The sequence below is a fragment of the Pseudomonas sp. WS 5412 genome, from assembly GCF_012985615.1.
Taxonomy (GTDB): Bacteria; Pseudomonadota; Gammaproteobacteria; order Pseudomonadales; family Pseudomonadaceae; genus Aquipseudomonas; species Aquipseudomonas shahriarae.
On record NZ_JAARMB010000001.1, the window covers coordinates 233,593 to 259,852 of the forward strand.

Below are 26,260 nucleotides of genomic sequence, written 5' to 3' on the forward strand. Positions count from 1 at the left end.
AAATCAGGGTTATTTATATCTATTGCACCATTTAAATTCACAAAGGCGACATTTTGCCCTGTCACGGTGCGGCGCGAATTGATAAAGTCCTGGGCAAATCGCCATTAATGACAATAAATCTGCCGAGACTTTTCATGATCGAATCCGTCGAATCCTTCCTTGCCCGCCTCAAAAAACGCGACCCGGACCAGCCGGAATTCCACCAGGCTGTGGAAGAAGTCCTACGCAGCCTGTGGCCGTTTCTTGAGGCCAATCCCCACTACCTGACTTCGGGCATTCTGGAGCGCATCTGCGAGCCGGAACGCGCGATTACCTTCCGGGTCTCGTGGGTTGATGATCAGGGCAAGGTCCAGGTCAATCGCGGCTTCCGTATCCAGATGAACAGCGCCATCGGCCCTTACAAAGGTGGCCTGCGCTTCCACCCCTCGGTCAACCTGGGGGTGCTGAAATTCCTCGCCTTCGAGCAGACCTTCAAGAACTCCCTGACCTCGCTGCCCATGGGCGGCGGCAAGGGCGGCTCGGACTTTGACCCCAAGGGCAAGAGCGACGCCGAAGTCATGCGGTTCTGCCAGTCGTTCATGAGCGAGCTGTACCGTCATATCGGTGCAGACGTGGACGTCCCGGCCGGCGATATCGGCGTGGGCGCTCGGGAAATCGGTTTTCTGTTTGGCCAGTACAAGCGCCTGAGCAACCAATTCACCTCGGTATTCACCGGCAAGGGCATGAGCTACGGCGGCAGCCTGATCCGCCCGGAAGCCACCGGCTTTGGTTGCGTGTACTTCGCCGAAGAGATGCTCAAGCGCCAGGGCCAGCGGGTTGAAGGCAAGCGCGTGGCAGTCTCTGGCTCCGGCAACGTGGCACAATACGCGGCACGCAAAGTCATGGACCTGGGCGGCAAGGTGATCTCCCTGTCCGACTCCGAAGGCACCCTGTACTGCGAGACTGGTTTGACCGAGGAACAATGGTCGGCGCTGCTGGAGCTGAAAAACGTGCAGCGCGGGCGCATCAGCGAGTTGGCCCCGCGTTTTGGCCTGGAATTCCGCGCCGGCAAGACCCCATGGGAACTGGCATGCGACATCGCCCTGCCCTGTGCGACCCAGAACGAACTGGACGCCGAAGCCGCCAGCGCTCTGCTGCGCAACGGCTGCATCTGCGTGGCCGAAGGCGCCAATATGCCGACGACCCTGGAGGCTGTGGATATCTTTATCGACGCCGGTATCCTGTTCGCGCCGGGCAAGGCATCGAATGCCGGCGGCGTGGCAGTGAGTGGCCTGGAAATGTCCCAAAATGCCATGCGTCTGCTGTGGACCGCCGGTGAAGTGGACAGCAAGCTGCATAACATCATGCAGTCGATCCACCATGCCTGTGTGCACTACGGCGAAGAAAACGGCCGGATCAACTACGTGAAAGGCGCGAACATCGCCGGTTTTGTGAAAGTGGCGGATGCAATGCTGGCGCAGGGCATCGTCTAGGCTGCGACCTGAGCGCCACCGAGAATCAATTGTGGGGGCTTGCAGCTCCCACATTCGTTCTGGGTGGTGTTACTGGCTGCGATACGCCCGTGCGGCGTCGCGGTCCTTCTCCTGCTGCCAGGCGCGCTCGCGCTCGTCCCAATGGCGTTCCCTATACTCATCGCGGTCTTCGCTCTCACGCATGGCCTTGCACTGGCGAAAGCCATCTTCCCAACCTTCGGCGTAGGCGCGGTCTTTCAAGTAACGCGGGACGTCCTTGCGAAACGTCCCGGTGATCACCCCGGCCGCCTGGCGCCCACTGCTACAGCCACCGTCAAACCCGTCGGCGAAGGGCGGTGGATAACCCTTGGCCAGCAACTCATCGCGGGTGGACTGGCAGCCTGAAAGCGCCATCACCACCCCCAGCATTACGGCGAACCGCCACATCTCATACTCCCAGGCCGTTAAGCGGCTGATAAGGGAAGTCTAGAAGGGGATTCGTCGGGGAGATGTGAAAAGCGGGTGAGTAATGTGTTTGGGCGGCTTACTCGCCACAGGGGCTTATGTGGTGGGTTGCGAGAGAGCGGCGTGTTCGGCCAGTTCCTGCTGGATGAATGCGCCAATCATCGCGCGGTACACCTGCTCCGTGACGTCGGGGTTGGCGCCCAGGGTCTGCGCTAAATCGCGAACCTTGCTGATGACCTGTTCGACGCGCTGAGGGGCCTTGACCCCATCGCTGTCTTTTTTGAAACCGGCGGCCTGGGACACGAAGCTGCCGCGTTCGGCCAGCAGGGCGACGATCTGTCGATCAAGACGGTCGATGTTTTCCCGGACTTGTTCAAGGGTGGTGCAGGTAACGGCCATGTCGTAAAAACTCCTTAAGGTGCGGGATAAACGCGGGCCCAATGTGGGAGCGGGCTTGCCCGCGATGGCGGTGGATCAGTCATATCCACAGCGACTGACACATCCCTATCGCGGGCAAGCCCGCTCCCACATTGGATCTTCAATAGGCGTTGGGGCCGTTCAGTAGTGATACCACTTCACTTCAAGCATCACTTCGTTCACCGGCGTTGCCAAGTGGCTGAACTCCCGTTGTGCACTCAGGCGCACACCCAGGTTGCGTGATACTTCCCACTGCTGATTCAGGCTGATACTACGCCTTACCTCGCCATTGGTGAAAAAGTCGCCCTTGGCCTCCAGGCTCAGGTTGCCCAGTGGGTTTTTCCACAGCAGGCCGGTATTAAAGCCGGCCGCAGGGGAGATGAATTCGCTGAAGTCGTTGTTATGTTCCACACGTACCGTGCCGAGGGCGAAGCCGAGCATGTCGTCGTGCAGTTGCCAGGTGCCGCCGGCACCGCCGTTGACATGGCTGACCAGGGTTTCGTCGTCATGTTTGCCCGGCACGCGCTCCAGGCCGCCGGTGACCTGCCAGGACAACGGCTGCAGCAGCTCATTGCGCGGAGTCAGGGAACGGATGGTCGCCAGGTCCAATTGCTGCAATTGCCAGTTGTTGCCTTCGTACTGGCGCAGTTTCATTTGCAGGATCTCGATCTGCGCGCCCAGGGGGAAGCCTTCGGCGTTGTCGTTGAGGTCGTGGTAGGCCATGCGCAGGCCGTACTCAGCAAAGGCCTTGTCGCCACGGGTGCCGATACCGGCCTGCCAGGTACGTGACTCATGGCCGTTCTCCGGCAGGCCGGGGCGCTCGATCTGCAGGTCGGGCGCCGGGTTCTGGTTGATCGCCCGCAACAACTCGAAGCTGCGCTGGGAGCGTTCGCTGTCGCGCTCCAGGCCGTTGGCGCGGTAGCGGCCCAGGCGGTAGGCGGCGTCGATGATCAGGGCCTGGCGGTCTTTGCCGAGGGCTTTGAATGTCGGGTCTTGCAGCTGCTTCTGGTCATCGCTGATCCTTAGCACCCATTGCTGCTCGTCACTGTCCAGGGGCTTGGCGCGCTCCAGCAATTCGCGTTCGCGGGACGGACGGTAGTCGATTTTTTCCACCAGGCCCGCGTCCTTCACCGCTTTCACGGTGTCGGTGGGGATGGCGGTCAGCGGGAACTGTTCGGTCAGGCGCAGGCCGGGGCGGGCCACTTGCAGCAATTCCAGCAGGCGGTACGAGCAGTTTTCATCGAAGAAGAAGTAGTCGAACTGGATCTGCTTGAGTTCCCACACATGCTCGACCATGCGCTCGGTCTCGACCTGGGTCAGGTTCAGGCGGTATTCCCACAGGTCGCGGTTCTCCAGGCTACGGTATTCCGAGAGTTTTTCCTGGTAGGGCACCAGGGCGAACAGGCCGGGATAACCACCCATCAGGCCTTTCCAGGCGTAGAGGATGCTGTTGTCCGAACCTTCAATGTAGGCGCCGAAGTTGATCGCGTAGCTGAGCAACGCGGTCTTGTTGCTTTGCACGTCAGCCTGGTCGATACGCAGCAAGGTATGGCCGAACATCGACGACGGGCTGTTGAGGTAGGCCGCGGGGAAGATCATCACCGCGCTGTGGGGCGCGACATCCTTGAACCATTGCTTGAATTCGACGCAGTCCACGGCGGGCAGGTCGGTCAGGTGCAACTGGTCCTTGAGCCAGCGGGTGCGGGCCGGATACACGCATTGAGCATGTTTTTCGCCGAGGCTGGCCGGTGCGTAGAGCGCGTCGACGGTGGCCTTGAGTTCGGCGTCCGGGTGGTGCGCGCCGTCTTTGGCGAGGAAGAATTTCGCGTCGCTGACATAGCTGCGCCAGCCTTTGAGCTTGCCGGCTTCGTAGTGCCCCAGCGAGAGCCAGAACGGATCATTGGCCAGGTGCTGCAAACGTTGATCATCAAGGTGCGGCGCCGCATATAGCGGGGCGCAGGCGAAGAGTGCCAGGCTGGCAAGGCGTTTGAGCATAGGGGCAACTTAAGTCGGAATAAATAAAGACCCAAGAAAGGGGCAGGTCCAAAAAATAAAACCCGCGCCGGGTAAGGGCGCGGGCAGGTCGAGCTTAAGCCTGGGTGGCGTATTTCGCCAGGCGGGCGTCGCCTTTGAGGATCGCCAGGGTGTTGGAATGCACGTCTTCTGCGGTCACGTCAGCCTTGCTGAAGATCTGCTGGAAGTGCTCGTGAGTCACAGCGGCGAAGTGATCACGATCTTCTGGAGCAACGCCCAGGACCACGGCATAGGTGGTCAGAGCTTCGCCATTGCCTTTGGCCATGTCTTCGGACAGCTCGTTCATCATGCCATTCATGGCAATCCACGATTTGCCGCCGTAAGTCAGCGCGCTGTTGGTGCTGCAACCGTTGGTGCCCGAGGTCATGCCGAAAGTGGCGTTACCGGAGGTGCCGTTGGTGGTGGAAGCGAGGAAGTGAGCCGGCGTGCCGCGCTGGCCTTCGAACAACATGTTGCCCCAACCACAGTTCGGGCCACCTGGCGCTTCGGCCATTGCATTGAGGGAGACAACGGTGAAGAGAGTACCGAGAAGGATCCGTTTCATAGCTTTGTTCTCTTAGTGTGCAAACCAATGGACAAGGGTTCAGGCGCCGCAAAGCACCCTAGGGGCCAGTTATTAGTCCAACCCGCGCAGTTTGGAGTTTAGGCATGTTCCAAGGGTTCCGTGGTTTTTTGTAAAACAATCAATGCAGACTGGTTTTTTTGCAGGCGGCATCCCGTGTCTATGCTTTACCTCAGTCGTGCCTTGCCAGCCGGCTACGCACGGCGCCAGAATGCCGCCATTGCCCCGCCTGATGTAAGGAAGCCCGATGCCTGATCCTGTTGCTGCCAGCTTGCGTCTAGCGCCCGAAGCGCTGACCCGTCCTTTCTCCGCTGAACAGTTCAGCTTCTCGACCACCAATGATTTGGAGCCCTTTCGCGGTGTGCTTGGCCAGGAACGCGCGGTTGAAGCCTTGCAGTTCGGTGTGGCCATGCCGCGCCCCGGTTACAACGTATTTGTCATGGGTGAGCCCGGTACCGGCCGTTTCTCGTTCGTCAAACGCTACCTCAAGGCCGAAGGCAAGCGCCTGCAGACCCCGGCAGACTGGGTCTACGTCAATAACTTCGACGAGCCTCGCGAGCCCCGCGCCCTGGAGTTGCCTGCGGGCGGTGCGGCGCCCTTTATCGCCGATATCAGTGGCCTGATCGACAACCTCGTCGCCACCTTTCCGGCAGTGTTCGAGCACCCAACGTATCAACAGCGCAAAAGTGCCATCGACCGTGCCTTCAACCAGCGCTACGACCGTGCCCTGGATGTGATCGAGCGCCTGGCCCTGGAAAAGGACGTGGCGCTGTACCGTGATAGCACCAACATCGCGTTTACCCCGATGCTCGATGGCAAGGCCCTGGACGAGGCCGAGTTCTCGCAGTTGCCGGAAGCCGACCGCGAGCGTTTCCACACGGATATTTCCGCGTTGGAAGAGCGCCTCAACGAAGAACTCGCCAGCTTGCCGCAGTGGAAGCGCGAGTCCAACAACCAGATGCGCCATTTCAACGAAGAGACCATCACCCTGGCCTTGCAGCCGTTGCTGGCGCCGTTGTCGGAAAAGTACGCCGAGAACGCCGGGGTGTGCGGCTACCTGCAAGCCATGCAGGTCTATCTGCTCAAGACCGTGGTCGAGCTGCTGGTGGATGACGCGAAAACCGACGCCCAGGCGCGCAAGTTGCTCGAAGAGCAGTACTGCCCGAGCCTGGTGGTAGGCCATCCGCTCAATGGTGGGGCGCCGGTGGTGTTCGAGCCGCACCCGACCTACGACAACCTGTTTGGCCGTATCGAATACAGCACTGACCAGGGCGCGCTTTACACCACCTATCGCCAGCTGCGCCCGGGGGCGTTGCACCGCGCCAACGGTGGTTTCCTGATCCTCGAAGCCGAGAAGATGCTCAGCGAGCCATTTGTCTGGGATGCGCTCAAGCGAGCCCTGCAATCGCGCAAGCTGAAGATGGAGTCGCCCCTGGGCGAGTTGGGCCGCCTGGCCACTGTGACCCTCAACCCGCAAGTGATCCCGTTGCAGGTCAAGGTCATCATCATCGGCGCCCGTTCGCTGTACTACACCCTGCAAGACCTGGATCCGGACTTCCAGGAGATGTTCCGGGTGCTGGTGGATTTCGATGAAGATATCCCGATGGTCGATGAGAGCCTGGAGCAATTCGCCCAGTTGCTCAAAACCCGCACCTCGGAAGAAGGCATGGCGCCGCTGACCTCGGATGCCGTGGCGCGGCTGGCGACCTACAGCGCCCGCCTGGCGGAGCACCAGGCGCGCCTGTCGGCGCGGATCGGCGACCTGTTCCAACTGGTCAGCGAGGCGGACTTCATCCGTCATCTGGCGGGCGACGAACGCACCGACGCCGGGCATATCGAGCGTGCACTGAAAGCCAAGGCCACGCGCACCGGGCGGGTCTCGGCGCGGATTCTCGACGACATGCTCGCCGGGGTAATCCTCATCGACACGGCGGGTGCCGCAGTGGGCAAATGCAACGGGCTGACCGTGCTGGAGGTCGGTGATTCGGCGTTCGGTGTGCCTGCGCGGATTTCCGCCACGGTGTACCCCGGCGGCAGCGGCATCGTCGATATCGAGCGCGAGGTCAACCTCGGCCAGCCGATCCACTCCAAGGGCGTGATGATCCTCACCGGTTACCTGGGCAGCCGTTATGCCCAGGAATTCCCCCTGGCGATCTCCGCAAGTATCGCCCTGGAGCAATCCTATGGTTATGTCGATGGCGACAGCGCCTCGTTGGGCGAGGCCTGCACGCTGATTTCGGCACTGTCGAAGACGCCGCTCAAGCAGTGCTTTGCCATCACCGGGTCGATCAACCAGTTCGGCGAAGTGCAGGCGGTGGGTGGGGTCAACGAGAAGATCGAAGGTTTCTTCCGCCTGTGCGAGGCCCGTGGTTTGACCGGGGAGCAGGGTGCGATCATTCCCCAGGCCAACGTCGCGACGTTGATGCTCGACGAGAAGGTCTTGCAGGCGGTAAGGCAAGGGCAGTTCCACGTGTATGCCGTGCGCCAGGCCGACGAAGCCTTGAGCCTGTTGGTGGGCGAGCCTGCCGGTGAGCCGGATGCCGAAGGGCAATTCCCCGAGGGCAGCGTCAATGCCCGCGTAGTTGAGCGTCTGCGGGCCATTGCCGAGATGATCAGCGAAGAAGACCTCAAGGAGGCGGAAAAGGAGCTGGCGCAGCAGGCGTTGGCCGCAGCCAAGCCAAGCTGAGGTTTCCACTGTAGGTGCGCGAGCTTGCTCGCCCCTACAGACAGCGTGTCATGATTTTGACTGGGTTTTTCGGGGCCAACCGCCGTTGGTCCCTACGGCCTTGGTTTGTACCGGTTTTCTTCTATTCTCAGCTCTAGGGATAGCTACAGGGGTCATGGGATAGAGACAGCCTTGTGTCTGGAGGCTGAACACCGGATCTACCGAGGGTCGCCGCTATGCCGCGCAGCCTTTGCCTCACTCGCCAGTGCCTGGGCCTGGTCACCCGAATTGAATGTTCCATTCGCCCTCTTGCGGGGGATACCGGGATGTGGACGTTGCTGTTTGCCGCCGGAATGACCGGCGAGCAGCCCTCGACCATCAAGTCCCAGGGGCCCTTCCCTGGGCCGTTCGTCGCAGAAAATATGCTGGATTCCATCGTGCAAAGCCTGACCCTGCACGGCTATGAACTGGCCGACGATCCGCAGATATGGTGCCTGCACCTGCAGGCACACCTGCGCCAGCTAAATGGCGGGCGGGTTCATGCGGTTCACCTCTAGCCCACGGCTTATTTGGTCTCGGGCTTGTCCAGCTTGACCTCAAAGCCGTATTGCAGCGTGTTCAGCGCAGTGCGCTGGTAGGTTTCAAGCACGGTCGGCTGGCCATAAAAGTAATGCACGTCAAACAGTGCGGTGCCGTATTCCTCGGCGCGGTGGCTGACGCCTAGGATTTCCTTCAGGTAGTTGCCGCTGGCATCCTTGGCAAAGAACCGCCAGCTGTCGGAAGGGAACAGCGCCTGGTCGACGATCAGGGCGTTATCTTTCAGCAACAGGCCCTTGGGCAAGTGCGTGGTGTCTAGGGTGTTTTTTTCGATCGTGGCCAGGAACAGCGGGATGGATCCCACCGCATAGGCCGGGGTTTCCGGGAATAAATTGAGATCGTAGGTGATGGCGCCGCGCCATGGGTCGACTTCAAAGGCTTCGGTGGGCAACTCGATGGGTTCCCCGCGGTTGCCTTCATCATCTGCGGTAAAGAACGTCAGCGGGGCGTCGCTGCTGGTGCGTGTCGAGCCGACCAGGTCGTCATTGAAGGTGAAAGGGTGGTCGAAGGTGATGTGGGCGGCGCTGGCGTCCTCTACTGACTGGCTGATGGTGATGCTGCTTTTGAGCTGGTCTTCGGAGAGCGTGGCACTTTTGAGCCAGTCCGCAGCTTGGTCGTCATACACAGTGACCGGCATGGGCAGGCCCTGGACGGTCTTTTCCAGGCTGTTCTTGTCGAAGCGCCGTACAGGCAGCTCCAGATCCTTATGGGTGACTGTCGCGTCGGAGAAATCCAGCACGTTGACCTGCAGCGTATCGATCACCCCATTGAAGTAGACCTTGGCGTAGTGGCTGGCCTGCTTTTGTTCAAAGGCTTTTTGCGCGTCTTCCAACTGTTTCTCAAAGGCCTCGGACCAGGTGTTCTGCTTGCGCATCTGTGCCAGTTGCTGCTCGTAGAAGGCGACCTGGGCGGCACTTTCGTTGATCGAGCCGGAGCGGGAAAGAAACTGCCCCGTGGTGTCCCGGGCCTGGACCAGCAGCGGGTTGGGTGATTCATCTGCCACTTGTGGCGCCAGGGGGCTGGTGTTGCTCAGCTCGATCTCTGCGTAGTTGTTTTCCAGGGCCAGCAGGGTCAGCGTGATGTTTTCCTGAGTGCGTTTCTGGCCCACGTCCTGGCGGGTCAGGTCGAAGGCCAGGACTTTACTCGGGGCAATCACCTCGACCTGGCCTTTGAGCATGACGGGCTGCGGCTGGCTCTTGTTGTCCGTCTCGATACCTTCGATGAACGGATAGGTCACGGTCAGGTCGTCCGGATTGGTCAGGTTGGAGCTGCTGGGGCTCAACTGAATGCCGGGGTCGGTTTCCGACCATTCCGGCTGGAACGGGATGATCTTGTTGTTGCTCAGGGTCACCGACTGCCATTCCAGGCCATGGGGAAAGGGGAATTGGTCCGGCATATTGAAACTGAACGGGAACACCGGTTGCAGATCGGTCAGGTAGTCCGAGTGCGAGTTCTTGCGCAGGACAAACAGCCCGTTGATGTAGGTATCTACCAGGGCTTGCGGGGTAGGGTAGTGGGCAAGCACGGCCAGGGCGTTTTCCCCGTACTCGGTCTCGACAGGCCTGGTGTCGAGCTTGATGCGCGCCCGCTCCAGTAGCAGCAGCGAGCCGCCCAGTTCGCCTACGGCCTCTTTGAGGCGGGGATCCTGGATGGTGTCAAGGGACTGTTCGAACTGGGCGGTTTTTTCTTCGAGAGTGGCTTGCTTGTGCTCGTCGCTGGGGGAGCAGCCGCTGGCCGCCAGCAATGCCACACACAGGCCAAGACTGGCCAAGGGAGATCGCACATCCATTATTTGAGATTCCTGTCCGGCAGCATCGAGCCACGTTGATGGGGCCGACACTAGCAGAAAAATTGTCTTACAGAAGCGCTACAGGTCAGTTTCCGGGTGGTTATGGCGCGATGCGCGCGGCTGATATACTCGCCGCCATTTCTAGCCAAGCTGTGTGAGATTCCATGGAACGCTTTATCGAAAATGCAATGTACGCCTCCCGCTGGCTGCTGGCGCCGATCTATTTCGGCTTGTCCCTCGGGCTGCTGGCGTTGGCGCTGAAATTCTTCCAGGAAGTGATCCATCTGCTGCCCAATGTCTTTGCGATGGCCGAGTCGGAGCTGATCCTGGTGCTGCTGTCGTTGATCGACATGGCCCTGGTGGGTGGCTTGCTGGTGATGGTGATGATCTCCGGCTACGAGAATTTCGTCTCGCAACTGGATATCGACGACAACAAGGAAAAGCTCAACTGGCTGGGCACCATGGACTCTTCGTCGCTGAAGATGAAAGTGGCGGCCTCCATCGTGGCGATTTCCTCGATCCACCTGCTGCGTATCTTCATGGATGCCAAGAATGTCGATCCACAGCACCTGATGTGGTACGTGATCATTCACATGACCTTCGTGATCTCGGCGTTTGCCATGGGCTACCTGGATAAACTCACCAAGCATTGATCCGCGCCGGGCGCCTGTTTGCCTGGGATTTTGGGCTGATCAAGCGTAGGGCGAGTGTGCTAGTCTGCTCGCCCTTTTAGTTTGGATGACACGCAAGAAACTGCGCTTTTGCAGCATCTTGGGTTTGTCCTACAGCGGAGCCTTTCCATGTCCGAAGTCAATCTGTCCACCGACGAAACCCGCGTCAGCTACGGCATTGGCCGTCAGTTGGGTGACCAACTGCGCGACAACCCGCCACCGGGCGTCAGCCTGGACGCGATCCTGGCCGGCCTGACCGACGCGTTCGGCGGCAAGCCAAGCCGTGTTGACCAGGAACAAATGGCTGCCAGCTTCAAAGTGATCCGCGACATCATGCAAGCCGAAGCAGCCGCCAAGGCTGAAGCGGCCGCGGGTGCTGGCCTGGCTTTCCTGGCTGAAAACGCCAAGCGTGACGGCATCACCACCCTGGCTTCCGGCCTGCAATTTGAAGTGCTGACTGCTGGTGACGGCGCCAAGCCGACCCGTGAAGACCAGGTACGTACCCACTACCATGGCACCCTGATCGACGGCACTGTGTTCGACAGTTCCTACGAGCGTGGTCAGCCGGCAGAATTCCCGGTCGGCGGCGTGATCGCTGGCTGGACCGAAGCCCTGCAACTGATGAATGCCGGCAGCAAATGGCGCCTGTACGTGCCGAGCGAACTGGCTTACGGCGCACAAGGCGTTGGCAGCATCCCGCCGCACAGCGTTCTGGTATTTGACGTCGAGCTGCTCGACGTTCTGTAAGACCCGCTGCAGGTTACGCCTGGCTCTCTATAGGGCCGGGCTTGTGTGGGGGCTGGCTTGCCTGCATCGCGAGCAAGCCAGTTCACACATAAAGCGGGTGGTGGCTCATGGGTGAAACTTGCCATTGAGCTCCGTCACCGGGCGCAACGCTCGGGCATAGCAGAACAGAAACAGATTCCTCACCACCTCCTTCAGCACTCCAGGCTCACTGGAACTCAGGCCGTTGACGTCCAGGTCGCCCTGGTCCTGCAGTTCATTCAGCGCTTCTTCTTCCAGTACCGCACACACTTCGCCGGTTTCCCGATGAAGGATCCGCAGGTAAGGGTGCGGACGGTCCAGCCAGGCATCAATCAAATAAGTCATGGGTCGCATCTCCTTGAAGAGTTTCAATGAGAATAATTCTTATTCGTAGAATAGCAAGTGCCTATTGGCAATTTCCTGGTTTTTCGGAGTGGACATTGTGCAAGGTCAACAGGGCTGGCCTTTTGCTACTGGGGAGGTCATGGGGGGAGGGTGAAACGCCATCCCGCGTCAGGCGCGGGATGGGGGGCAGGCCGGTCAGACCTTGCGGACGAACTCGGACTTGAGCTTCATCGGGCCTATACCGTCGATCTTGCAGTCGATATCGTGGTCGCCATCGCACAGGCGGATGTTCTTGACCTTGGTGCCGACCTTGACCACCAGCGAGGTGCCCTTGACCTTGAGGTCCTTGATCACGGTGATGGTGTCGCCGTCTTGCAGGACGTTACCAACAGAGTCTTTTTTTACGGTTTCATCGCTGGTTGTTTCGGCTTCACCACCGGCGGACCACTCATGGGCGCATTCCGGGCAGATCAGCTGGGCGCCGTCTTCGTAGGTGTATTCGGAATTGCATTTTGGGCAGGGTGGCAACGTGCTCACTAAAGCTCCTTGAAAGTCAGGATGGCTAAAAGTCGCACATTATATAGGGTTTTGTCGGGGGGAGGGGCGATGCGGTCTAAATGTGGAAGCTGGCTTGCCTGCGATGCAGACACCTCGGTCTATCAGCTGTAGCGAGGTGATGCTATCGCAGGCAAGCCAGCTCCCACAGAGCGTTAGTGAGTACGGGCTACCGCAAACTCACTCAGCTCCACCAGGGCATCCCGGTATTCGCTGGCTGGAAGGGCTTCCAGGCATTTGATGGCGCGGGCCACGTAGTCACGGGCCAGTTGTGCGGTGTAGTCGAGCGAGCCCGAGGCTTCCACGGCGGCGCGGATGCTTTCCAGGTCTTCGATGCCGCCTTTCTGGATCGCCTTGCGCACCAGTGCCGCTTGTTCCGGGGTGCCTTCGCGCATGGTGTAGATCAGCGGCAGGGTCGGCTTGCCTTCGGCCAGGTCGTCACCGACGTTCTTGCCCAGGGTTTCGGCGTCGCCGCGATAATCGAGCAGGTCATCCACCAACTGGAAGGCCACGCCCAGGTGATCGCCAAAGGTGCGCAGGGCTTCGGCCTGTTCGGCGGTCGCCTCGCACAGGGCGGCGGCGCTGTGGGTCGAGGCTTCGAAGAGCATCGCGGTCTTGCCGCGAATCACTTCCATGTAGGTTTCTTCGGTGGTGCTGGCGTCGCGTACCTTGGACAGTTGCAGCACTTCGCCTTCGGCGATGATGCGCGTGGCCTGGGACAGGATCTTCATCACCGGCATCGAGCCCAGTTCGACCATCATTTCGAACGAACGCGAATACAGGAAATCACCCACCAGCACGCTGGGCGCGTTGCCCCACATGGCATTGGCGGTCTCGCGACCCCGGCGCATGCCAGACATGTCGACCACGTCGTCGTGCAGCAGGGTGGCGGTGTGCAGGAACTCGATAGTGGCGGCCAGCAGGCGCAGGTCATCGCCTTCGCGGCCCAGGGCCTTGCCACACAGCAGCACTAATAAAGGACGCAGGCGTTTACCGCCGGCCGAAGTAATGTAGTCGCCAATTTTGGAGACCAGCGGCACTTTAGAAGTCAGCTGCTTCTTGATGATGCCGTCGACGGCGCTAAAATCGTCCGCCACCGCGCGGTAGAAAGCTTGGGGTTGCATCAGCGACAGTCGCTCCAGAAGGGTTGCGCGGCATGCTAGGACCCGCGCCCCTGGGTGTCAAGGCGCGATAGACGGCTACTTGCAAGCCTTCCACAGCTTGCGTACAATCGCGCACCCTGAACTTCCTGGGCAGCACCTGCCTTACGCAATTGCATTCGGGACGTCCATCCCATGCAGCCATGCCAGCCAATACCTCTTCTTATAAAGCGCTGGGTGAGCAGGATTATCGGAGAAATACCATGTCGTACGCAGTAATTGTTACTGGTGGCAAGCAATACAAGGTCGCCCCAGGTGAATACCTGAAGATCGAAAAACTGGAAATCGCTACCGGCGAATCCGTTACTTTTGATCGCGTTCTGTTGGTCGCCAATGGCGATGACGTGAACATCGGCGCTCCAGTTGTTGCTGGCGCTACCGTTGTGGCTGAAGTGATCTCCCAAGGTCGTCACGATAAAGTCCGCATCATCAAGTTCCGTCGTCGTAAGCACCACATGAAGCGTATGGGCCACCGCCAGTGGTACACCGAGATCAAAATCACCGGTATTCAGGCTTAATTTCAGCCTAATTCCTCACTAGGAGAATTGACTCATGGCACACAAAAAAGCTGGTGGTAGTACCCGTAACGGTCGCGACTCAGAAGCCAAACGCCTTGGCGTTAAGATGTATGGCGGCCAGAAAATCATTCCGGGCAACATCATCGTGCGTCAGCGCGGCACCCAATTCCACGCCGGTTACGGTGTAGGCATGGGTAAAGATCACACCCTCTTCGCGAAAATCGAAGGCGTGATCAAGTTTGAAGTAAAAGGCGCGTTCAACCGCCGTTACGTGAGCGTTGTCTCGGCTTAATTGCGAGCTCGCTGGAAAAGCCCTGTCTTGCGACGGGGCTTTTTCGTTTGTGGGGTGAGTCTCTTGCAAAGCTGTTTGTGGTGGGCGAAGGCAGCGGGATTTGCGGTCGCTGATTGAGGTTGCTGCGCTCATTTTTGCAAGAGTCTTATGTCTTGGTTTCTTAAGCTCGTCCGTGCGGCGAGAGGCGTTTTGTTATGAAGTTCGTTGATGAAGTTTCGATCCGAGTAAAAGCTGGCGACGGCGGCAATGGTTGCATGAGTTTCCGTCGCGAAAAGTTCATCGAAAACGGTGGCCCGAACGGCGGCGACGGTGGTGATGGCGGTTCCATCTACATGATGGCCGACGAAAACCTCAATACCCTGGTGGACTACCGTTACACCCGGCACTTCGATGCCGAGCGCGGCTCCAACGGCGGCAGCACTGACTGCACCGGTAAAAAGGGTGAGGATCTGGTGCTGCGTGTACCGGTCGGCACCACGATCATCGACTCTGCCACCCAGGAAGTGATTGGCGACCTGACCAAGGCCGGCCAGAAACTGATGGTTGTGCAGGGTGGCTGGCACGGTCTGGGTAACACCCGATTCAAGTCCAGTACCAACCGTGCGCCGCGCCAGACCACGCCGGGCAAGCCGGGCGAGCAGCGTGACCTGAAGCTGGAAATGAAAGTGCTGGCGGATGTGGGCCTGCTGGGTCTGCCAAACGCTGGCAAAAGTACTTTCATTCGCTCGGTGTCGGCCGCTAAGCCGAAAGTTGCGGATTACCCGTTCACCACCCTGGTGCCAAACCTGGGTGTGGTCAGCGTCGATCGCTGGAAGAGCTTCGTGATCGCGGATATTCCGGGTCTGATCGAGGGTGCTTCCGATGGCGCGGGTCTGGGGATTCGCTTCCTCAAGCACTTGTCCCGTACCCGTCTGTTGCTGCACCTCGTCGACATGGCGCCGCTGGATGAAACCAGTGCGCCGGACGCGGCTGAAGTGATCGTCAACGAATTGACCAAGTTCAGTCCGTCCCTGGCTGAGCGTGACCGTTGGCTGGTGCTGAACAAGTGCGACCAGATCCTCGAGGAAGAGCACGAAGAGCGGGTCAAGGAAATCGTTGACCGCCTGCAGTGGGAAGGCCCGGTCTACGTGATCTCCGCCATTGCCAAAGAAGGCACTGAGCGTTTGACCCGCGACATCATGCGCTACCTGGAAGATCGTGCTGATCGCCTGGCTGCCGACCCGGCCTACAAGGCTGAATTGGCTGACCTCGATCAGCGTATCGAAGACGAGGCGCGTGCCCAGTTGCAGGCGCTGGATGATCAGCGTGCCCTGCGTCGCAGTGGCGTCAAGTCGGTCCATGACATCGGTGACGATGATTGGGACGAGGAAGATGTGGATGATGAAGATGGTCCAGAAATCATTTACGTGCGTGACTGATCTGTTGCGATAAACTTAAGCGCCGCTCAATCGAGCGGCGTTTTAGTATCTGGAAATCGGTAGTCACGAATAACGTTATGGGCGGCGCTGGGTCGCGTGGCCCTCAATCTAAGGTTGAAGATGATGCGGAGCAAAGTGACGGGTGCGCAACGCTGGGTCGTAAAGATCGGGAGTGCGCTGCTGACGGCGGATGGCAAGGGGCTGGATCGCGCAGCCATGAGCGTCTGGGTTGAACAGATGGTGGCCTTGCATGAGGCGGGTGTCGAGTTGGTGTTGGTGTCGTCCGGGGCGGTTGCCGCCGGGATGAGCCGCCTTGGCTGGACCGCGCGACCCAGCGCGATGCATGAGTTGCAGGCCGCTGCTGCGATTGGTCAGATGGGGTTGGTGCAGGCCTGGGAATCCAGTTTTGCCGAGCACGGCCGCCACACCGCGCAGATTCTGCTGACCCATGACGATCTGTCCGACCGCAAGCGCTACCTCAATGCCCGTAGCACCTTGCGTGCCCTGGTCGAGCTCAAGGTGATCCCGGTGATCAACGAGAACGACACCGTGGTGACCGACGAAATCCGCTTTGGCGATAACGACACCCTGGCGGCCCTGGTGGCCAACCTGGTGGAGGCTGACCTGCTGGTGATCCTCACGGATCGCGATGGCATGTTTGACGCTGATCCGCGCAACAATCCTGACGCTCAGCTGATTTACGAAGCGCGGGCCGACGATCCGGCGCTCGATGCGGTAGCGGGCAGTGTCGGTGGTGCGTTGGGGCGTGGTGGCATGCAGACCAAGCTGCGCGCGGCGCGCCTGGCGGCCCGTTCCGGTGCCCATACCATCATCGTCGGCGGGCGTCTGGAGCGCGTGCTGGATCGCCTCAAGGCAGGCGAACGCATCGGCACATTGCTGTCGCCCGAACGTGGCATGCTGGCGGCGCGTAAGCAGTGGCTGGCTGGTCATCTGCAGACCCGCGGCACCCTGGTGCTGGATGCAGGTGCGGTGTCGGCGCTGTCCCAGGGTAACAAGAGCTTGTTGCCGGTAGGCGTCAAGCTGGTCCAGGGTAGCTTCCGGCGCGGTGAAATGGTGGTGTGTGTCGCGCCGGACGGTCGTGAGGTTGCCCGTGGGCTGGCCAACTACAGTGCCCTTGAGGCGCAGAAAATCATTGGGCAGTCGTCTGAGTCGATTGTCGGTCTGTTGGGTTACATGGCTGAGCCGGAACTGGTTCACCGCGATAACCTGATTCTGGTCTAAAGGGAAAATTGCGATGCGCGTAATGAAGGGGTTGCTGGGGCTGCTGATGGCGATGCCGCTGCTGGCTTCGGCCGAAGAGATTGGCCAGGTGTCGACCGTGTTCAAGTTTGTCGGCCCCAATGATCGGATCGTGGTCGAGGCTTTTGATGATCCCAAGGTAGAGGGCGTGACTTGCTACCTGTCTCGCGCCAAGACGGGTGGGGTGAAGGGTGGTCTGGGCTTGGCCGAGGATCGCGCCGAGGCATCCATTGCCTGTCGTCAGGTGGGGCCGATTCGCTTCAAGGGCGAGCTCAAGGATGGTGATGAGGTGTTCAAGGAGCGCACCTCGCTGGTGTTCAAGACCATGCAGGTGGTGCGTTTCCTCGACAAGAAGCGCAATACCCTGGTGTACCTGGTCTACAGCGACCGTCTGATCGAAGGCAGCCCGCAGAATGCGGTGACGGCGATTCCGATCCTGCCGTGGCCTGGCGCGCAATAAGCCTGGCAGCTCCGCTCTGCTTTATGTGGGCGCTGGCTTGCCTGCGATAGCGGTTTAACAGTCGACTTCAATGTTGGATGTTATGTACCTGTCGCAGGCAAGCCGGCTCCCACATTTGTTTTTGGGAGGCGGCATAAATCGTAGGCAATAAAAAACCGACCCTGGGGTCGGTTTTTTAACAAGCTTATCGCTTAGGCTGCAGCAGCAAGGTTCAGAGCCTTGATGTGGCCATTCAGACGACCTTTATGGCGAGCAGCTTTGTTCTTGTGGATGATGCCTTTATCGGCCATACGGTCGATAACTGGCACGGCCAGAACGTAAGCAGCTTGAGCTTTTTCAGCGTCTTTTGCGTCAATGGCCTTAACTACATTCTTGATGTAGGTACGAACCATGGAACGCAGGCTGGCGTTGTGGCTGCGACGCTTCTCAGCCTGTTTTGCACGTTTTTTGGCGGAAGGTGTGTTGGCCACCGTCGAGCTCCTCGAAAGACTTTTTAGGAAATAGCAAACAAAATAGGCCGCGAATCATGCCGATGAGTTGAAGTCTTGTCAAGGGCGGCTGATGCGAACTGCTGAGTGGTCGATCTGAAGAGGCGGGTGATTTATTTCCGGCGCTTGACCTGTAAACTCGCGAGCTTTGGCTCTGTGCTGTTGCAGGCGCGCAGTATCGCATAAGTAGGCGCTTTGTTCGCCTGCTCTTTATCTATAGGCAAAAACTCTTTCAATGAATCTGCTCAAGTCGTTGGCCGCCGTCAGCTCGATCACCATGATTTCCCGGGTTCTGGGGTTTGTGCGTGACACCCTCATCGCACGTATTTTTGGCGCGAGCATGGCCACGGATGCCTTCTTTATCGCGTTCAAACTGCCTAACCTGCTGCGGCGGATCTTCGCCGAGGGCGCGTTTTCCCAGGCGTTCGTGCCGATCCTGGCGGAATACAAGACCCAGCAAGGCGAGGAGGCCACCCGCACCTTTATCGCCTATGTCTCGGGCCTGCTGACCCTGGTGCTGATGCTGGTGACCGTCGCCGGGATGCTCGCTGCGCCCTGGATTATCTGGGCCACGGCGCCCGGGTTTGCCAACACTCCGGAAAAATTCGCCCTGACCAGTGATCTGTTGCGGGTGACCTTTCCTTATATATTGCTGATTTCCCTGTCTTCCCTGGCGGGCGCGATCCTCAATACCTGGAACCGGTTCTCGGTGCCGGCGTTTGTGCCGACCCTGCTTAACGTCAGCATGATCATCTTTGCCCTGTTCCTCACGCCGTACTTCGATCCGCCGGTGATGGCGCTCGGCTGGGCGGTGCTGGCCGGTGGCCTGGCGCAACTGTTGTATCAACTGCCTCATCTGAAAAAGATTGGCATGCTTGTGCTGCCGCGCCTGAACCTCAAGGACACGGGTGTGTGGCGGGTGATGAAAAACATGCTGCCGGCGATTCTCGGGGTATCGGTCAGCCAGATTTCCCTGATTATCAACACCGCATTCGCTTCGCTGCTGGTCTCCGGTTCCGTGTCGTGGATGTATTACGCCGATCGCCTGATGGAATTGCCCTCCGGTGTGCTGGGCGTGGCGCTGGGTACCATTTTGCTGCCGACCCTGGCCCGCACCTATGCCAGCAAGGACCGCCACGAATACTCGCGTATTCTCGATTGGGGCCTGCGTCTGTGCTTTGTGCTGGTGCTGCCATGCTCCCTGGCCCTGGGGATCCTGGCCGAACCGCTGACCGTTTCGCTGTTCCAGTACGGCCAGTTCAGCGCGTTCGACGCCTTGATGACCCAGCGTGCATTGGTCGCCTATTCGGTGGGGTTGCTGGGGATTATCGTGATCAAGGTCCTCGCGCCGGGCTTTTACGCCCAGCAAAACATCCGGACCCCGGTGAAAATTGCGATTTTCACCCTGGTGGTCACCCAACTGTTCAACCTGATCTTCATCGGGCCGCTGGCTCACGCGGGCCTGGCCCTGGCGATCAGTGCCGGGGCGTGCATCAATGCCGGCCTGTTGTTCTATCAATTGCGCAAACAAAAAATGTACCAGCCGCAGCCAGGCTGGGGCATGTTCGCCCTCAAATTGCTGGTAGCGGTGGCGGTGATGTCAGCGGTATTGCTGGGGTTGATGCACTGGATGCCGGCGTGGGGCGAGGGGCAGATGCTTGAGCGATTCCTGCGCCTGGGCCTGCTGGTGGTGGCCGGGGTGATCGCCTACTTTGGCATGTTGCTGCTGCTGGGCTTCCGCCTGCGGGATTTCAATCGTAAGGCGCTGAATTGATCGCAATCAACAATAAGCTGGCTGTTTTTTCGATTCGGATCATTTGGCCTGTGCTGTTGCCTGTCGTCCGGGGCCGGGTGTGGTTATAATCGACCACTTTATGAGCAAGAAGCGCGTTATGCAGCTGGTTCGAGGTCTCCACAACCTGCGCCCCGAGCATCGGGGCTGCGTCGCCACTATTGGCAACTTTGACGGTGTTCACCGTGGCCACCAGGCGATCCTGGCGCGGCTGCGCGAGCGCGCAGTCGAGTTGGGCGTGCCCAGCTGCGTGGTGATTTTCGAGCCGCAGCCCCGTGAGTTCTTCACTCCCGAGACGGCTCCAGCCCGTTTGGCCCGCTTGCGGGACAAACTGCAACTGCTGGCCGAAGAGGGCGTGGACCGGGTTCTGTGCCTGGCCTTCAACCAGCGTTTGCGCAGTCTCAGCGCCACCGAGTTCGTCGACCGTATCCTCGTCGATGGCTTGGGCGTGCAGCATCTGGAGGTCGGCGACGACTTCCGCTTCGGTTGCGACCGGGTAGGGGATTTCGATTTCCTGCAGCAGGCCGGCGTGACCCAGGGGTTTACCGTCGAAGCCGCGCAAACCGTCGAACTGGACGGCCTGCGCGTGAGCAGCACCCAGGTGCGAAATGCCTTGGCCGCTGCCGACTTCGCCTTGGCCGAGCGTTTGCTCGGTCGCCCGTTCCGGATTGCCGGGCGGGTCCTGCACGGCCAGAAGCTGGCGCGCCAACTGGGCACGCCAACCGCCAACGTGCAACTCAAGCGCCGTCGCGTGCCACTGACCGGGGTGTACCTGGTGAGTGTCGATATTGACGGTCAACCCTGGCCCGGAGTCGCCAATATAGGCGTCAGGCCAACGGTTGCAGGTGATGGCAAGGCCCACCTGGAAGTTCACCTTTTGGATTTTGCCGGGGATTTGTATGACCGGCGTTTGACGGTGGTTTTCCACCAAAAGCTGCGTGAAGAGCAGCGATTCGCCTCCCTGGAGGCGCTGAAAACGGCGATCAATGCGGATGTCGCCGCCGCCCGTGCACTAGCCGCACCTAGCGCCCATCGCTAATGAAGAGCCTTAAATGACCGACTATAAAGCCACGCTAAACCTTCCGGACACCGCCTTCCCAATGAAGGCCGGCCTGCCACAGCGCGAACCGCAGATCCTGCAGCGCTGGGACAGTATTGGCCTGTACGGAAAGTTGCGCGAGATTGGCAAGGATCGTCCGAAATTCGTCCTGCACGACGGCCCTCCTTATGCCAACGGCACGATTCACATCGGTCATGCGCTGAACAAGATTCTCAAGGACATGATCATCCGCTCGAAAACCCTTTCGGGCTTCGACGCGCCTTATGTCCCGGGTTGGGACTGCCACGGCCTGCCGATTGAACACAAAGTCGAAGTGACCCACGGCAAGAACCTGGGCGCCGACAAGACCCGCGAGCTGTGCCGCGCCTACGCCACCGAGCAGATCGAAGGGCAGAAGTCCGAATTCATCCGCCTGGGTGTGCTGGGTGACTGGGACAACCCGTACAAGACCATGAACTTCAAGAACGAGGCCGGGGAAATCCGTGCCTTGGCCGAGATCGTCAAGGGCGGCTTCGTGTTCAAGGGCCTCAAGCCCGTGAACTGGTGCTTTGACTGCGGCTCGGCCCTGGCCGAAGCGGAAGTCGAGTACGAAGACAAGAAGTCCTCGACCATCGACGTCGCGTTCCCGATCGCTGACGACGCCAAGCTGGCCGAGGCCTTTGGCCTGGCAAGCCTGGCCAAGCCCGCCGCCATCGTGATCTGGACCACCACCCCGTGGACCATCCCGGCCAACCAGGCGCTGAACGTGCACCCGGAATTCACCTACGCCCTGGTGGACGTCGGTGACCGCCTGCTGGTGCTGGCCGAGGAAATGGTCGAGGCCTGCCTGACTCGCTACGAGTTGCAAGGCTCGGTGATCGCCACGACCACGGGCTCCGCGCTGGAGCTGATCAACTTCCGTCACCCGTTCTACGACCGTCTGTCGCCGGTGTACCTGGCTGACTACGTCGAACTGGGCTCGGGTACCGGGGTGGTTCACTCCGCGCCGGCCTACGGTGTGGACGACTTCGTGACCTGCAAAGCCTATGGCATGGTCAACGATGACATCCTCAACCCTGTGCAGAGCAATGGCGTATACGTGCCGTCGCTGGAGTTCTTCGGTGGCCAGTTCATCTTCAAGGCCAACCAGCCGATCATCGACAAATTGTCGGAAGTCGGTGCGCTGCTGCACACCGAAACCATCAAGCACAGTTACATGCACTGCTGGCGCCACAAGACCCCGCTGATCTACCGCGCCACCGCGCAGTGGTTCATCGGCATGGACAAAGAGCCTGTCGCCGGCGAAACCCTGCGCAAGCGTGCGATCAAAGCCATCGAAGACACCAAGTTCGTTCCGGCCTGGGGCCAGGCACGCCTGCACTCGATGATTGCCAACCGTCCCGACTGGTGCATCTCCCGCCAGCGTAACTGGGGCGTGCCGATCCCGTTCTTCCTCAACAAGGAAAGCGGCGAACTGCACCCACGCACCGTCGAACTGATGGAGGTGGTCGCCCAGCGTGTGGAGCAGGAAGGCATCGAAGCCTGGTTCAAGCTGGACGCTGCCGAGTTGCTCGGTGACGAAGCGCCGCTGTACGACAAGATCAGCGACACCCTCGACGTGTGGTTCGACTCGGGTACCACCCACTGGCACGTGCTGCGCGGCTCGCACCTGATGGGTCACGAGACCGGCCCGCGCGCCGACCTGTACCTGGAAGGCTCGGACCAACACCGTGGCTGGTTCCACTCGTCCCTGCTGACCGGTTGCGCCATCGACGATCACGCCCCGTACCGCGAGCTGCTGACCCACGGGTTCACCGTCGACGAGAACGGTCGCAAGATGTCCAAGTCCCTGGGCAACGTGATTGCGCCGCAGAAGGTCAACGACACCCTGGGCGCCGACATCATGCGTCTGTGGGTGGCTTCCACCGACTATTCCGGTGAAATGGCCGTTTCGGAGCAGATCCTGCAACGCAGCGCCGATGCCTACCGCCGTATCCGCAATACCGCACGCTTCATGCTGTCGAACCTGACCGGCTTCAACCCGGCCACCGACATCCTGCCGGTCGAGGAAATGCTCGCCCTGGACCGTTGGGCTGTGGACCGTACCCTGTTGCTGCAACGCGAGCTGCAGGAACACTACGGCGAATACCGCTTCTGGAACGTCTACTCGAAGATCCACAACTTCTGCGTGCAGGAGCTGGGTGGTTTCTACCTCGACATCATCAAGGACCGCCAGTACACCACCGGCGCCAACAGCAAGGCCCGCCGCTCGGCGCAGACCGCGCTGTACCACATCTCCGAAGCGCTGGTGCGCTGGATCGCGCCGATCCTGGCCTTCACTGCCGACGAGCTGTGGGAATACCTGCCGGGCGAGCGTAACGAGTCCGTAATGCTCAACACCTGGTACGAAGGCCTGACCGAATTGCCGGCCGACTTCGAACTGGGCCGCGAGTATTGGGAAGGTGTGATGGCCGTCAAGGTTGCGGTGAACAAGGAACTGGAAGTCCAGCGTGCGGCCAAGGCCGTCGGTGGCAACCTGCAGGCCGAAGTCACCCTGTTTGCCGAAGAAGGCCTGACCGCCGACCTGGGCAAGCTGAGCAACGAACTGCGCTTCGTACTGATCACCTCCACGGCCAGCCTGGCACCCTTCGCCCAGGCCCCGGCTGATGCGGTCGCGACCGAAGTCCCGGGCCTCAAGCTCAAGGTCGTCAAGTCCGCCTTCGCCAAGTGCGCCCGTTGCTGGCACTGCCGTGAAGACGTTGGCGTGAACCCGGAGCATCCGGAAATCTGCGGTCGTTGCGTCGACAACATCAGCGGTGCCGGTGAGGTTCGCCACTATGCCTAAATCCAGCCGTTTCGGACGTCTGGGTTGGCTCGTACTGAGCTTGCTGGTCCTGGTCATCGACCAGGTCAGCAAGGCTCACTTCGAGGGCACCCTGGAAATGTTCCAGCAGATCGTGGTGATTCCTGACTACTTCAGCTGGACCCTGGCCTATAACACCGGTGCCGCTTTCAGCTTCCTCGCTGACGGTGGTGGCTGGCAGCGTTGGCTGTTCGCCCTGATCGCTGTGGTGGTCAGTGCGGTGCTGGTGGTCTGGCTCAAGCGCCTGGGCCGCAATGACACCTGGCTGGCTATCGCCTTGGCACTGGTGCTGGGCGGTGCGCTGGGCAATCTGTACGACCGCATCGCCTTGGGCCATGTGATCGACTTCATTCTGGTGCATTGGCAGAACCGCCATTACTTCCCGGCGTTCAACTTTGCCGACAGCGCCATCTGCGTTGGCGCAATCATGCTGGCGCTGGATATGTTCAAGGGCAACAAGCCCGGAGAAGCCGTAAATGACTGAACAAGTATTGGCCGAACAACGTATTGGCCAGAACACGGAAGTCACCTTGCATTTCGCACTGCGCCTGGAGAATGGCGACACGGTCGACAGTACGTTCGATAAAGCCCCGGCGACCTTCAAGGTCGGCGATGGCAACCTGCTGCCGGGTTTTGAGACGGCGCTGTTCGGCTTCAAGGCCGGTGACAAGCGCAACCTGCAGATCCCGCCGGAAAACGCCTTTGGCCAGCCCAACCCGCAGAACGTACAAATCATCCCGCGTTCGCAGTTCCAGGACATGGAGCTGTCGGAAGGCTTGCTGGTGATCTTCAACGATGCGGCGAATACCGAACTGCCCGGTGTGGTCAAAACCTTCGATGACACTCAGGTGACCATCGACTTCAATCACCCGTTGGCCGGCAAGACCTTGACCTTTGATGTTGAAATCATCGACGTTAAAGCGCTCTAACTGACGAAACCGGTTCTGTAGGCGCTGGCTGGCCTGCGATAGCAACGCCTCGGTGTACCAGTTGCACCGAGGCGTTGCTATCGCAGGCCAGCCAGCTCCCACAAAGACACGAGGCCCAGCATGCAAATCAAACTCGCCAACCCCCGTGGCTTCTGCGCCGGGGTGGATCGGGCGATCGAAATCGTCAATCGCGCCCTGGAAGTCTTCGGCCCGCCGATCTACGTGCGCCATGAAGTGGTCCATAACAAGTTCGTGGTCGAAGACCTGCGCGCCCGTGGCGCCATTTTTGTCGAAGAACTGGATCAGGTGCCGGACGACGTCATCGTTATCTTCAGCGCCCATGGCGTTTCCCAGGCAGTGCGCACCGAAGCCGCAGGCCGTGGCCTGAAAGTCTTCGATGCGACCTGCCCGCTGGTGACCAAGGTGCATATCGAAGTGGCGCGCTATAGCCGCGACGGCCGTGAGTGCATCCTGATCGGCCACGCCGGTCACCCCGAAGTCGAAGGCACCATGGGTCAGTACGACGCCCGCAATGGCGGCGCGATCTACCTGGTGGAAGACGAAAAAGACGTCGCCGAGTTGCAAGTGCATAACCCTGAGAAGTTGGCATTCGTGACCCAGACCACCTTGTCGATGGATGACACCAGCCGGGTCATCGACGCCCTGCGTACCCGTTTCCCTGCCATCGGTGGGCCGCGCAAGGACGACATCTGCTATGCCACGCAAAACCGCCAGGACGCGGTCAAGCAACTGGCCGACGAGTGTGACGTGGTGCTGGTCGTCGGTAGCCCTAACAGCTCCAACTCCAATCGTCTGCGTGAACTGGCCGAACGCATGGCTACCCCGGCGTACCTGATTGACGGTGCCGAAGACCTGCAGCGCAGTTGGTTCGACGGTGTCGAGCGCATTGGCATCACTGCGGGCGCCTCGGCGCCGGAAGTCCTGGTACGTGGCGTGATCCAGCAGTTGCAGGCGTGGGGCGCGACAGGTGCCGACGAGTTGTCAGGGCGCGAAGAGAACATCACTTTCTCCATGCCCAAGGAGCTGCGGGTTCGTTCGCTGCTCTGAGCCCCAGATCATCGTAGCCCCGGCACAAGGCCTGCTCGGCCTTGTCGCTGCGCAGGCTGATGCGGCCGGTGGGCGCCAGCACCACTTGATGCAGGCTCAGCGGCTGGTCCGTTGAGCACACATGCACGGTGCCGGCGCGAAACCCACCCGCAGACAGCAGGGGTTCGCCCAAACCGCTGAAGCGAATCTGCGTGCGCACCGGGGTATTGCCCACAATGGGGATCCGCCCATTGTCCTGGCGTTCCAGCAGTACCGGGTTGTCGTCGTCCAGATGACCGCGGCCATTCATGTCCACCACCACCCTCCAGCCCCGACTCCAGTCATCATCCAGCGCGTGGATGATCACCGTTCGATTGCGCGCAATGGCCTGGGTGCGGGCGTAGCGCAAGCCAGACGCCAGTGTCTGCGCGGCGCTCAGTCGCGTTTGTGAGTCCAGCAGGCTCTTGAAGCCGGGTACCGCCAATTGCGCCAGGATGCCGCTGACGATCAAGCCGAGCAGCAATTCGATCAATGTGAAACCGCGTTGTTTCATACCTCGTCCCTCCGTGGACCGTGTGCCTGAACTAGTTATAGCGGCACTGCGTGCGGGGGCAGTGATGGCCTTCCTGTCCAAAGTATTTCCCTTTATTCCGAGGGGCAGCGCGACGGCAACAGCGG

The 26,260-nt window shown here is 60.0% G+C and carries 26 protein-coding genes; 16 read left to right on the forward strand and 10 right to left on the reverse strand.

Features of this window, described 5'->3' with window-relative positions; genetic code table 11:
- Positions 1–134: 134 nt before the first annotated feature.
- Positions 135–1,472, forward strand: a complete 1,338-nt coding sequence (gene gdhA / locus HBR94_RS01155; protein ID WP_170044032.1) for an NADP-specific glutamate dehydrogenase — start codon at positions 135–137, stop codon at positions 1,470–1,472.
- Between the two features lie 69 nt (positions 1,473–1,541).
- On the opposite strand, the gene HBR94_RS01160 is transcribed toward gdhA, so the two are convergent.
- From HBR94_RS01160 to HBR94_RS01175, 4 genes are all read right to left on the reverse strand, one after another.
- Positions 1,542–1,898 carry a hypothetical protein gene (locus HBR94_RS01160; protein ID WP_170044033.1) on the reverse strand — a complete coding sequence of 119 codons (357 nt, stop codon included), beginning with the start codon at positions 1,896–1,898 and terminating at the stop codon, positions 1,542–1,544.
- 114 nt (positions 1,899–2,012) lie between these two features.
- Positions 2,013–2,315 (reverse strand): chorismate mutase, encoded by a 303-nt coding sequence (locus HBR94_RS01165; RefSeq protein ID WP_057441122.1) that lies wholly within the window; start codon positions 2,313–2,315, stop codon positions 2,013–2,015.
- Between the two features lie 159 nt (positions 2,316–2,474).
- A complete protein-coding gene (locus HBR94_RS01170) occupies positions 2,475–4,328 on the reverse strand; it encodes a DUF4105 domain-containing protein (protein ID WP_170044034.1) in 1,854 nt (617 codons plus the stop codon).
- A gap of 94 nt (positions 4,329–4,422) precedes the next feature.
- Positions 4,423–4,911, reverse strand: a complete 489-nt coding sequence (locus tag HBR94_RS01175; RefSeq protein WP_057441118.1) for a DUF3015 domain-containing protein — start codon at positions 4,909–4,911, stop codon at positions 4,423–4,425.
- A 265-nt stretch (positions 4,912–5,176) separates the two neighbouring features.
- Between HBR94_RS01175 and HBR94_RS01180 the strand changes: the two genes are divergently transcribed.
- Both HBR94_RS01180 and HBR94_RS01185 read left to right on the forward strand, forming a co-directional pair.
- The gene (locus HBR94_RS01180) at positions 5,177–7,615 is read left to right on the forward strand and encodes an ATP-binding protein (RefSeq protein WP_115129040.1); all 2,439 of its coding nucleotides are present in this window, start codon (positions 5,177–5,179) and stop codon (positions 7,613–7,615) included.
- A 215-nt stretch (positions 7,616–7,830) separates the two neighbouring features.
- A complete protein-coding gene (locus HBR94_RS01185) occupies positions 7,831–8,151 on the forward strand; it encodes a hypothetical protein (RefSeq protein ID WP_057441113.1) in 321 nt (106 codons plus the stop codon).
- An 8-nt stretch (positions 8,152–8,159) separates the two neighbouring features.
- On the opposite strand, the gene HBR94_RS01190 is transcribed toward HBR94_RS01185, so the two are convergent.
- A complete protein-coding gene (locus tag HBR94_RS01190; protein WP_120734173.1) occupies positions 8,160–9,980 on the reverse strand; it encodes a hypothetical protein in 1,821 nt (606 codons plus the stop codon).
- A gap of 164 nt (positions 9,981–10,144) precedes the next feature.
- Between HBR94_RS01190 and HBR94_RS01195 the strand changes: the two genes are divergently transcribed.
- A complete protein-coding gene (locus HBR94_RS01195) occupies positions 10,145–10,633 on the forward strand; it encodes a TIGR00645 family protein (protein ID WP_057441112.1) in 489 nt (162 codons plus the stop codon).
- Positions 10,634–10,780: 147 nt separating this feature from the next.
- The gene (locus tag HBR94_RS01200; RefSeq protein ID WP_038443496.1) at positions 10,781–11,398 is read left to right on the forward strand and encodes an FKBP-type peptidyl-prolyl cis-trans isomerase; all 618 of its coding nucleotides are present in this window, start codon (positions 10,781–10,783) and stop codon (positions 11,396–11,398) included.
- 105 nt (positions 11,399–11,503) lie between these two features.
- Here HBR94_RS01200 and HBR94_RS01205 read toward each other — a convergent pair whose 3' ends face one another.
- The 3 genes from HBR94_RS01205 to HBR94_RS01215 all read right to left on the reverse strand — a co-directional run bounded on the left by HBR94_RS01205 (position 11,504) and on the right by HBR94_RS01215 (position 13,440).
- Complete coding sequence (locus HBR94_RS01205; RefSeq protein WP_038443494.1) at positions 11,504–11,761, reverse strand: hypothetical protein; 258 nt, start codon at positions 11,759–11,761, stop codon at positions 11,504–11,506.
- A gap of 195 nt (positions 11,762–11,956) precedes the next feature.
- A complete protein-coding gene (locus tag HBR94_RS01210; RefSeq protein WP_115129038.1) occupies positions 11,957–12,298 on the reverse strand; it encodes a zinc ribbon domain-containing protein YjdM in 342 nt (113 codons plus the stop codon).
- Positions 12,299–12,471: 173 nt separating this feature from the next.
- Positions 12,472–13,440 (reverse strand): polyprenyl synthetase family protein, encoded by a 969-nt coding sequence (locus tag HBR94_RS01215; protein WP_032861875.1) that lies wholly within the window; start codon positions 13,438–13,440, stop codon positions 12,472–12,474.
- Positions 13,441–13,679: 239 nt separating this feature from the next.
- Here HBR94_RS01215 and rplU point away from each other — a divergent pair, with 239 nt between their 5' ends.
- The 5 genes from rplU to HBR94_RS01240 all read left to right on the forward strand — a co-directional run bounded on the left by rplU (position 13,680) and on the right by HBR94_RS01240 (position 17,424).
- A complete protein-coding gene (gene rplU, locus HBR94_RS01220) occupies positions 13,680–13,994 on the forward strand; it encodes a 50S ribosomal protein L21 (protein WP_003176051.1) in 315 nt (104 codons plus the stop codon).
- Between the two features lie 34 nt (positions 13,995–14,028).
- Positions 14,029–14,286 (forward strand): 50S ribosomal protein L27, encoded by a 258-nt coding sequence (gene rpmA, locus HBR94_RS01225; RefSeq protein ID WP_029292052.1) that lies wholly within the window; start codon positions 14,029–14,031, stop codon positions 14,284–14,286.
- Between the two features lie 194 nt (positions 14,287–14,480).
- Positions 14,481–15,704, forward strand: a complete 1,224-nt coding sequence (cgtA, locus tag HBR94_RS01230; protein WP_057441108.1) for an Obg family GTPase CgtA — start codon at positions 14,481–14,483, stop codon at positions 15,702–15,704.
- A 123-nt stretch (positions 15,705–15,827) separates the two neighbouring features.
- On the forward strand, positions 15,828–16,946 hold the full coding sequence (gene proB, locus HBR94_RS01235; protein ID WP_170044119.1) for a glutamate 5-kinase: 1,119 nt from the start codon (positions 15,828–15,830) through the stop codon (positions 16,944–16,946).
- 13 nt (positions 16,947–16,959) lie between these two features.
- Positions 16,960–17,424, forward strand: a complete 465-nt coding sequence (locus HBR94_RS01240; protein WP_057441103.1) for a CreA family protein — start codon at positions 16,960–16,962, stop codon at positions 17,422–17,424.
- 191 nt (positions 17,425–17,615) lie between these two features.
- Here the strand turns inward: HBR94_RS01240 and rpsT are convergent, their stop codons facing one another.
- Positions 17,616–17,894 (reverse strand): 30S ribosomal protein S20, encoded by a 279-nt coding sequence (gene rpsT / locus HBR94_RS01245; RefSeq protein WP_003215870.1) that lies wholly within the window; start codon positions 17,892–17,894, stop codon positions 17,616–17,618.
- A 253-nt stretch (positions 17,895–18,147) separates the two neighbouring features.
- On the opposite strand from rpsT, the gene murJ reads away from it, so the two are divergent.
- The 6 genes from murJ (at position 18,148) to ispH (ending at position 25,603) form a co-directional block, all read left to right on the forward strand.
- Positions 18,148–19,686, forward strand: coding sequence for a murein biosynthesis integral membrane protein MurJ (gene murJ, locus HBR94_RS01250; RefSeq protein WP_115129037.1), 1,539 nt, complete (start codon positions 18,148–18,150; stop codon positions 19,684–19,686).
- A gap of 118 nt (positions 19,687–19,804) precedes the next feature.
- On the forward strand, positions 19,805–20,743 hold the full coding sequence (ribF, locus tag HBR94_RS01255) for a bifunctional riboflavin kinase/FAD synthetase (protein ID WP_057441100.1): 939 nt from the start codon (positions 19,805–19,807) through the stop codon (positions 20,741–20,743).
- Between the two features lie 13 nt (positions 20,744–20,756).
- Positions 20,757–23,588 (forward strand): isoleucine--tRNA ligase, encoded by a 2,832-nt coding sequence (gene ileS / locus HBR94_RS01260; protein WP_170044035.1) that lies wholly within the window; start codon positions 20,757–20,759, stop codon positions 23,586–23,588.
- Entirely contained in the window at positions 23,581–24,090 is a 510-nt protein-coding gene (gene lspA / locus HBR94_RS01265; RefSeq protein ID WP_057958393.1) for a signal peptidase II, read from the forward strand. The genes ileS and lspA overlap by 8 nt, the downstream gene beginning before the upstream one ends.
- A gap of 7 nt (positions 24,091–24,097) precedes the next feature.
- The gene (gene fkpB / locus HBR94_RS01270; RefSeq protein WP_169959852.1) at positions 24,098–24,535 is read left to right on the forward strand and encodes an FKBP-type peptidyl-prolyl cis-trans isomerase; all 438 of its coding nucleotides are present in this window, start codon (positions 24,098–24,100) and stop codon (positions 24,533–24,535) included.
- A gap of 120 nt (positions 24,536–24,655) precedes the next feature.
- Entirely contained in the window at positions 24,656–25,603 is a 948-nt protein-coding gene (ispH, locus tag HBR94_RS01275; RefSeq protein WP_057441092.1) for a 4-hydroxy-3-methylbut-2-enyl diphosphate reductase, read from the forward strand.
- Here ispH and HBR94_RS01280 read toward each other — a convergent pair.
- Positions 25,557–26,135 (reverse strand): GspH/FimT family pseudopilin, encoded by a 579-nt coding sequence (locus tag HBR94_RS01280; RefSeq protein WP_057444403.1) that lies wholly within the window; start codon positions 26,133–26,135, stop codon positions 25,557–25,559. The two genes, ispH and HBR94_RS01280, sit on opposite strands and share 47 nt — an antisense overlap.
- Positions 26,136–26,260: the final 125 nt, after the last annotated feature.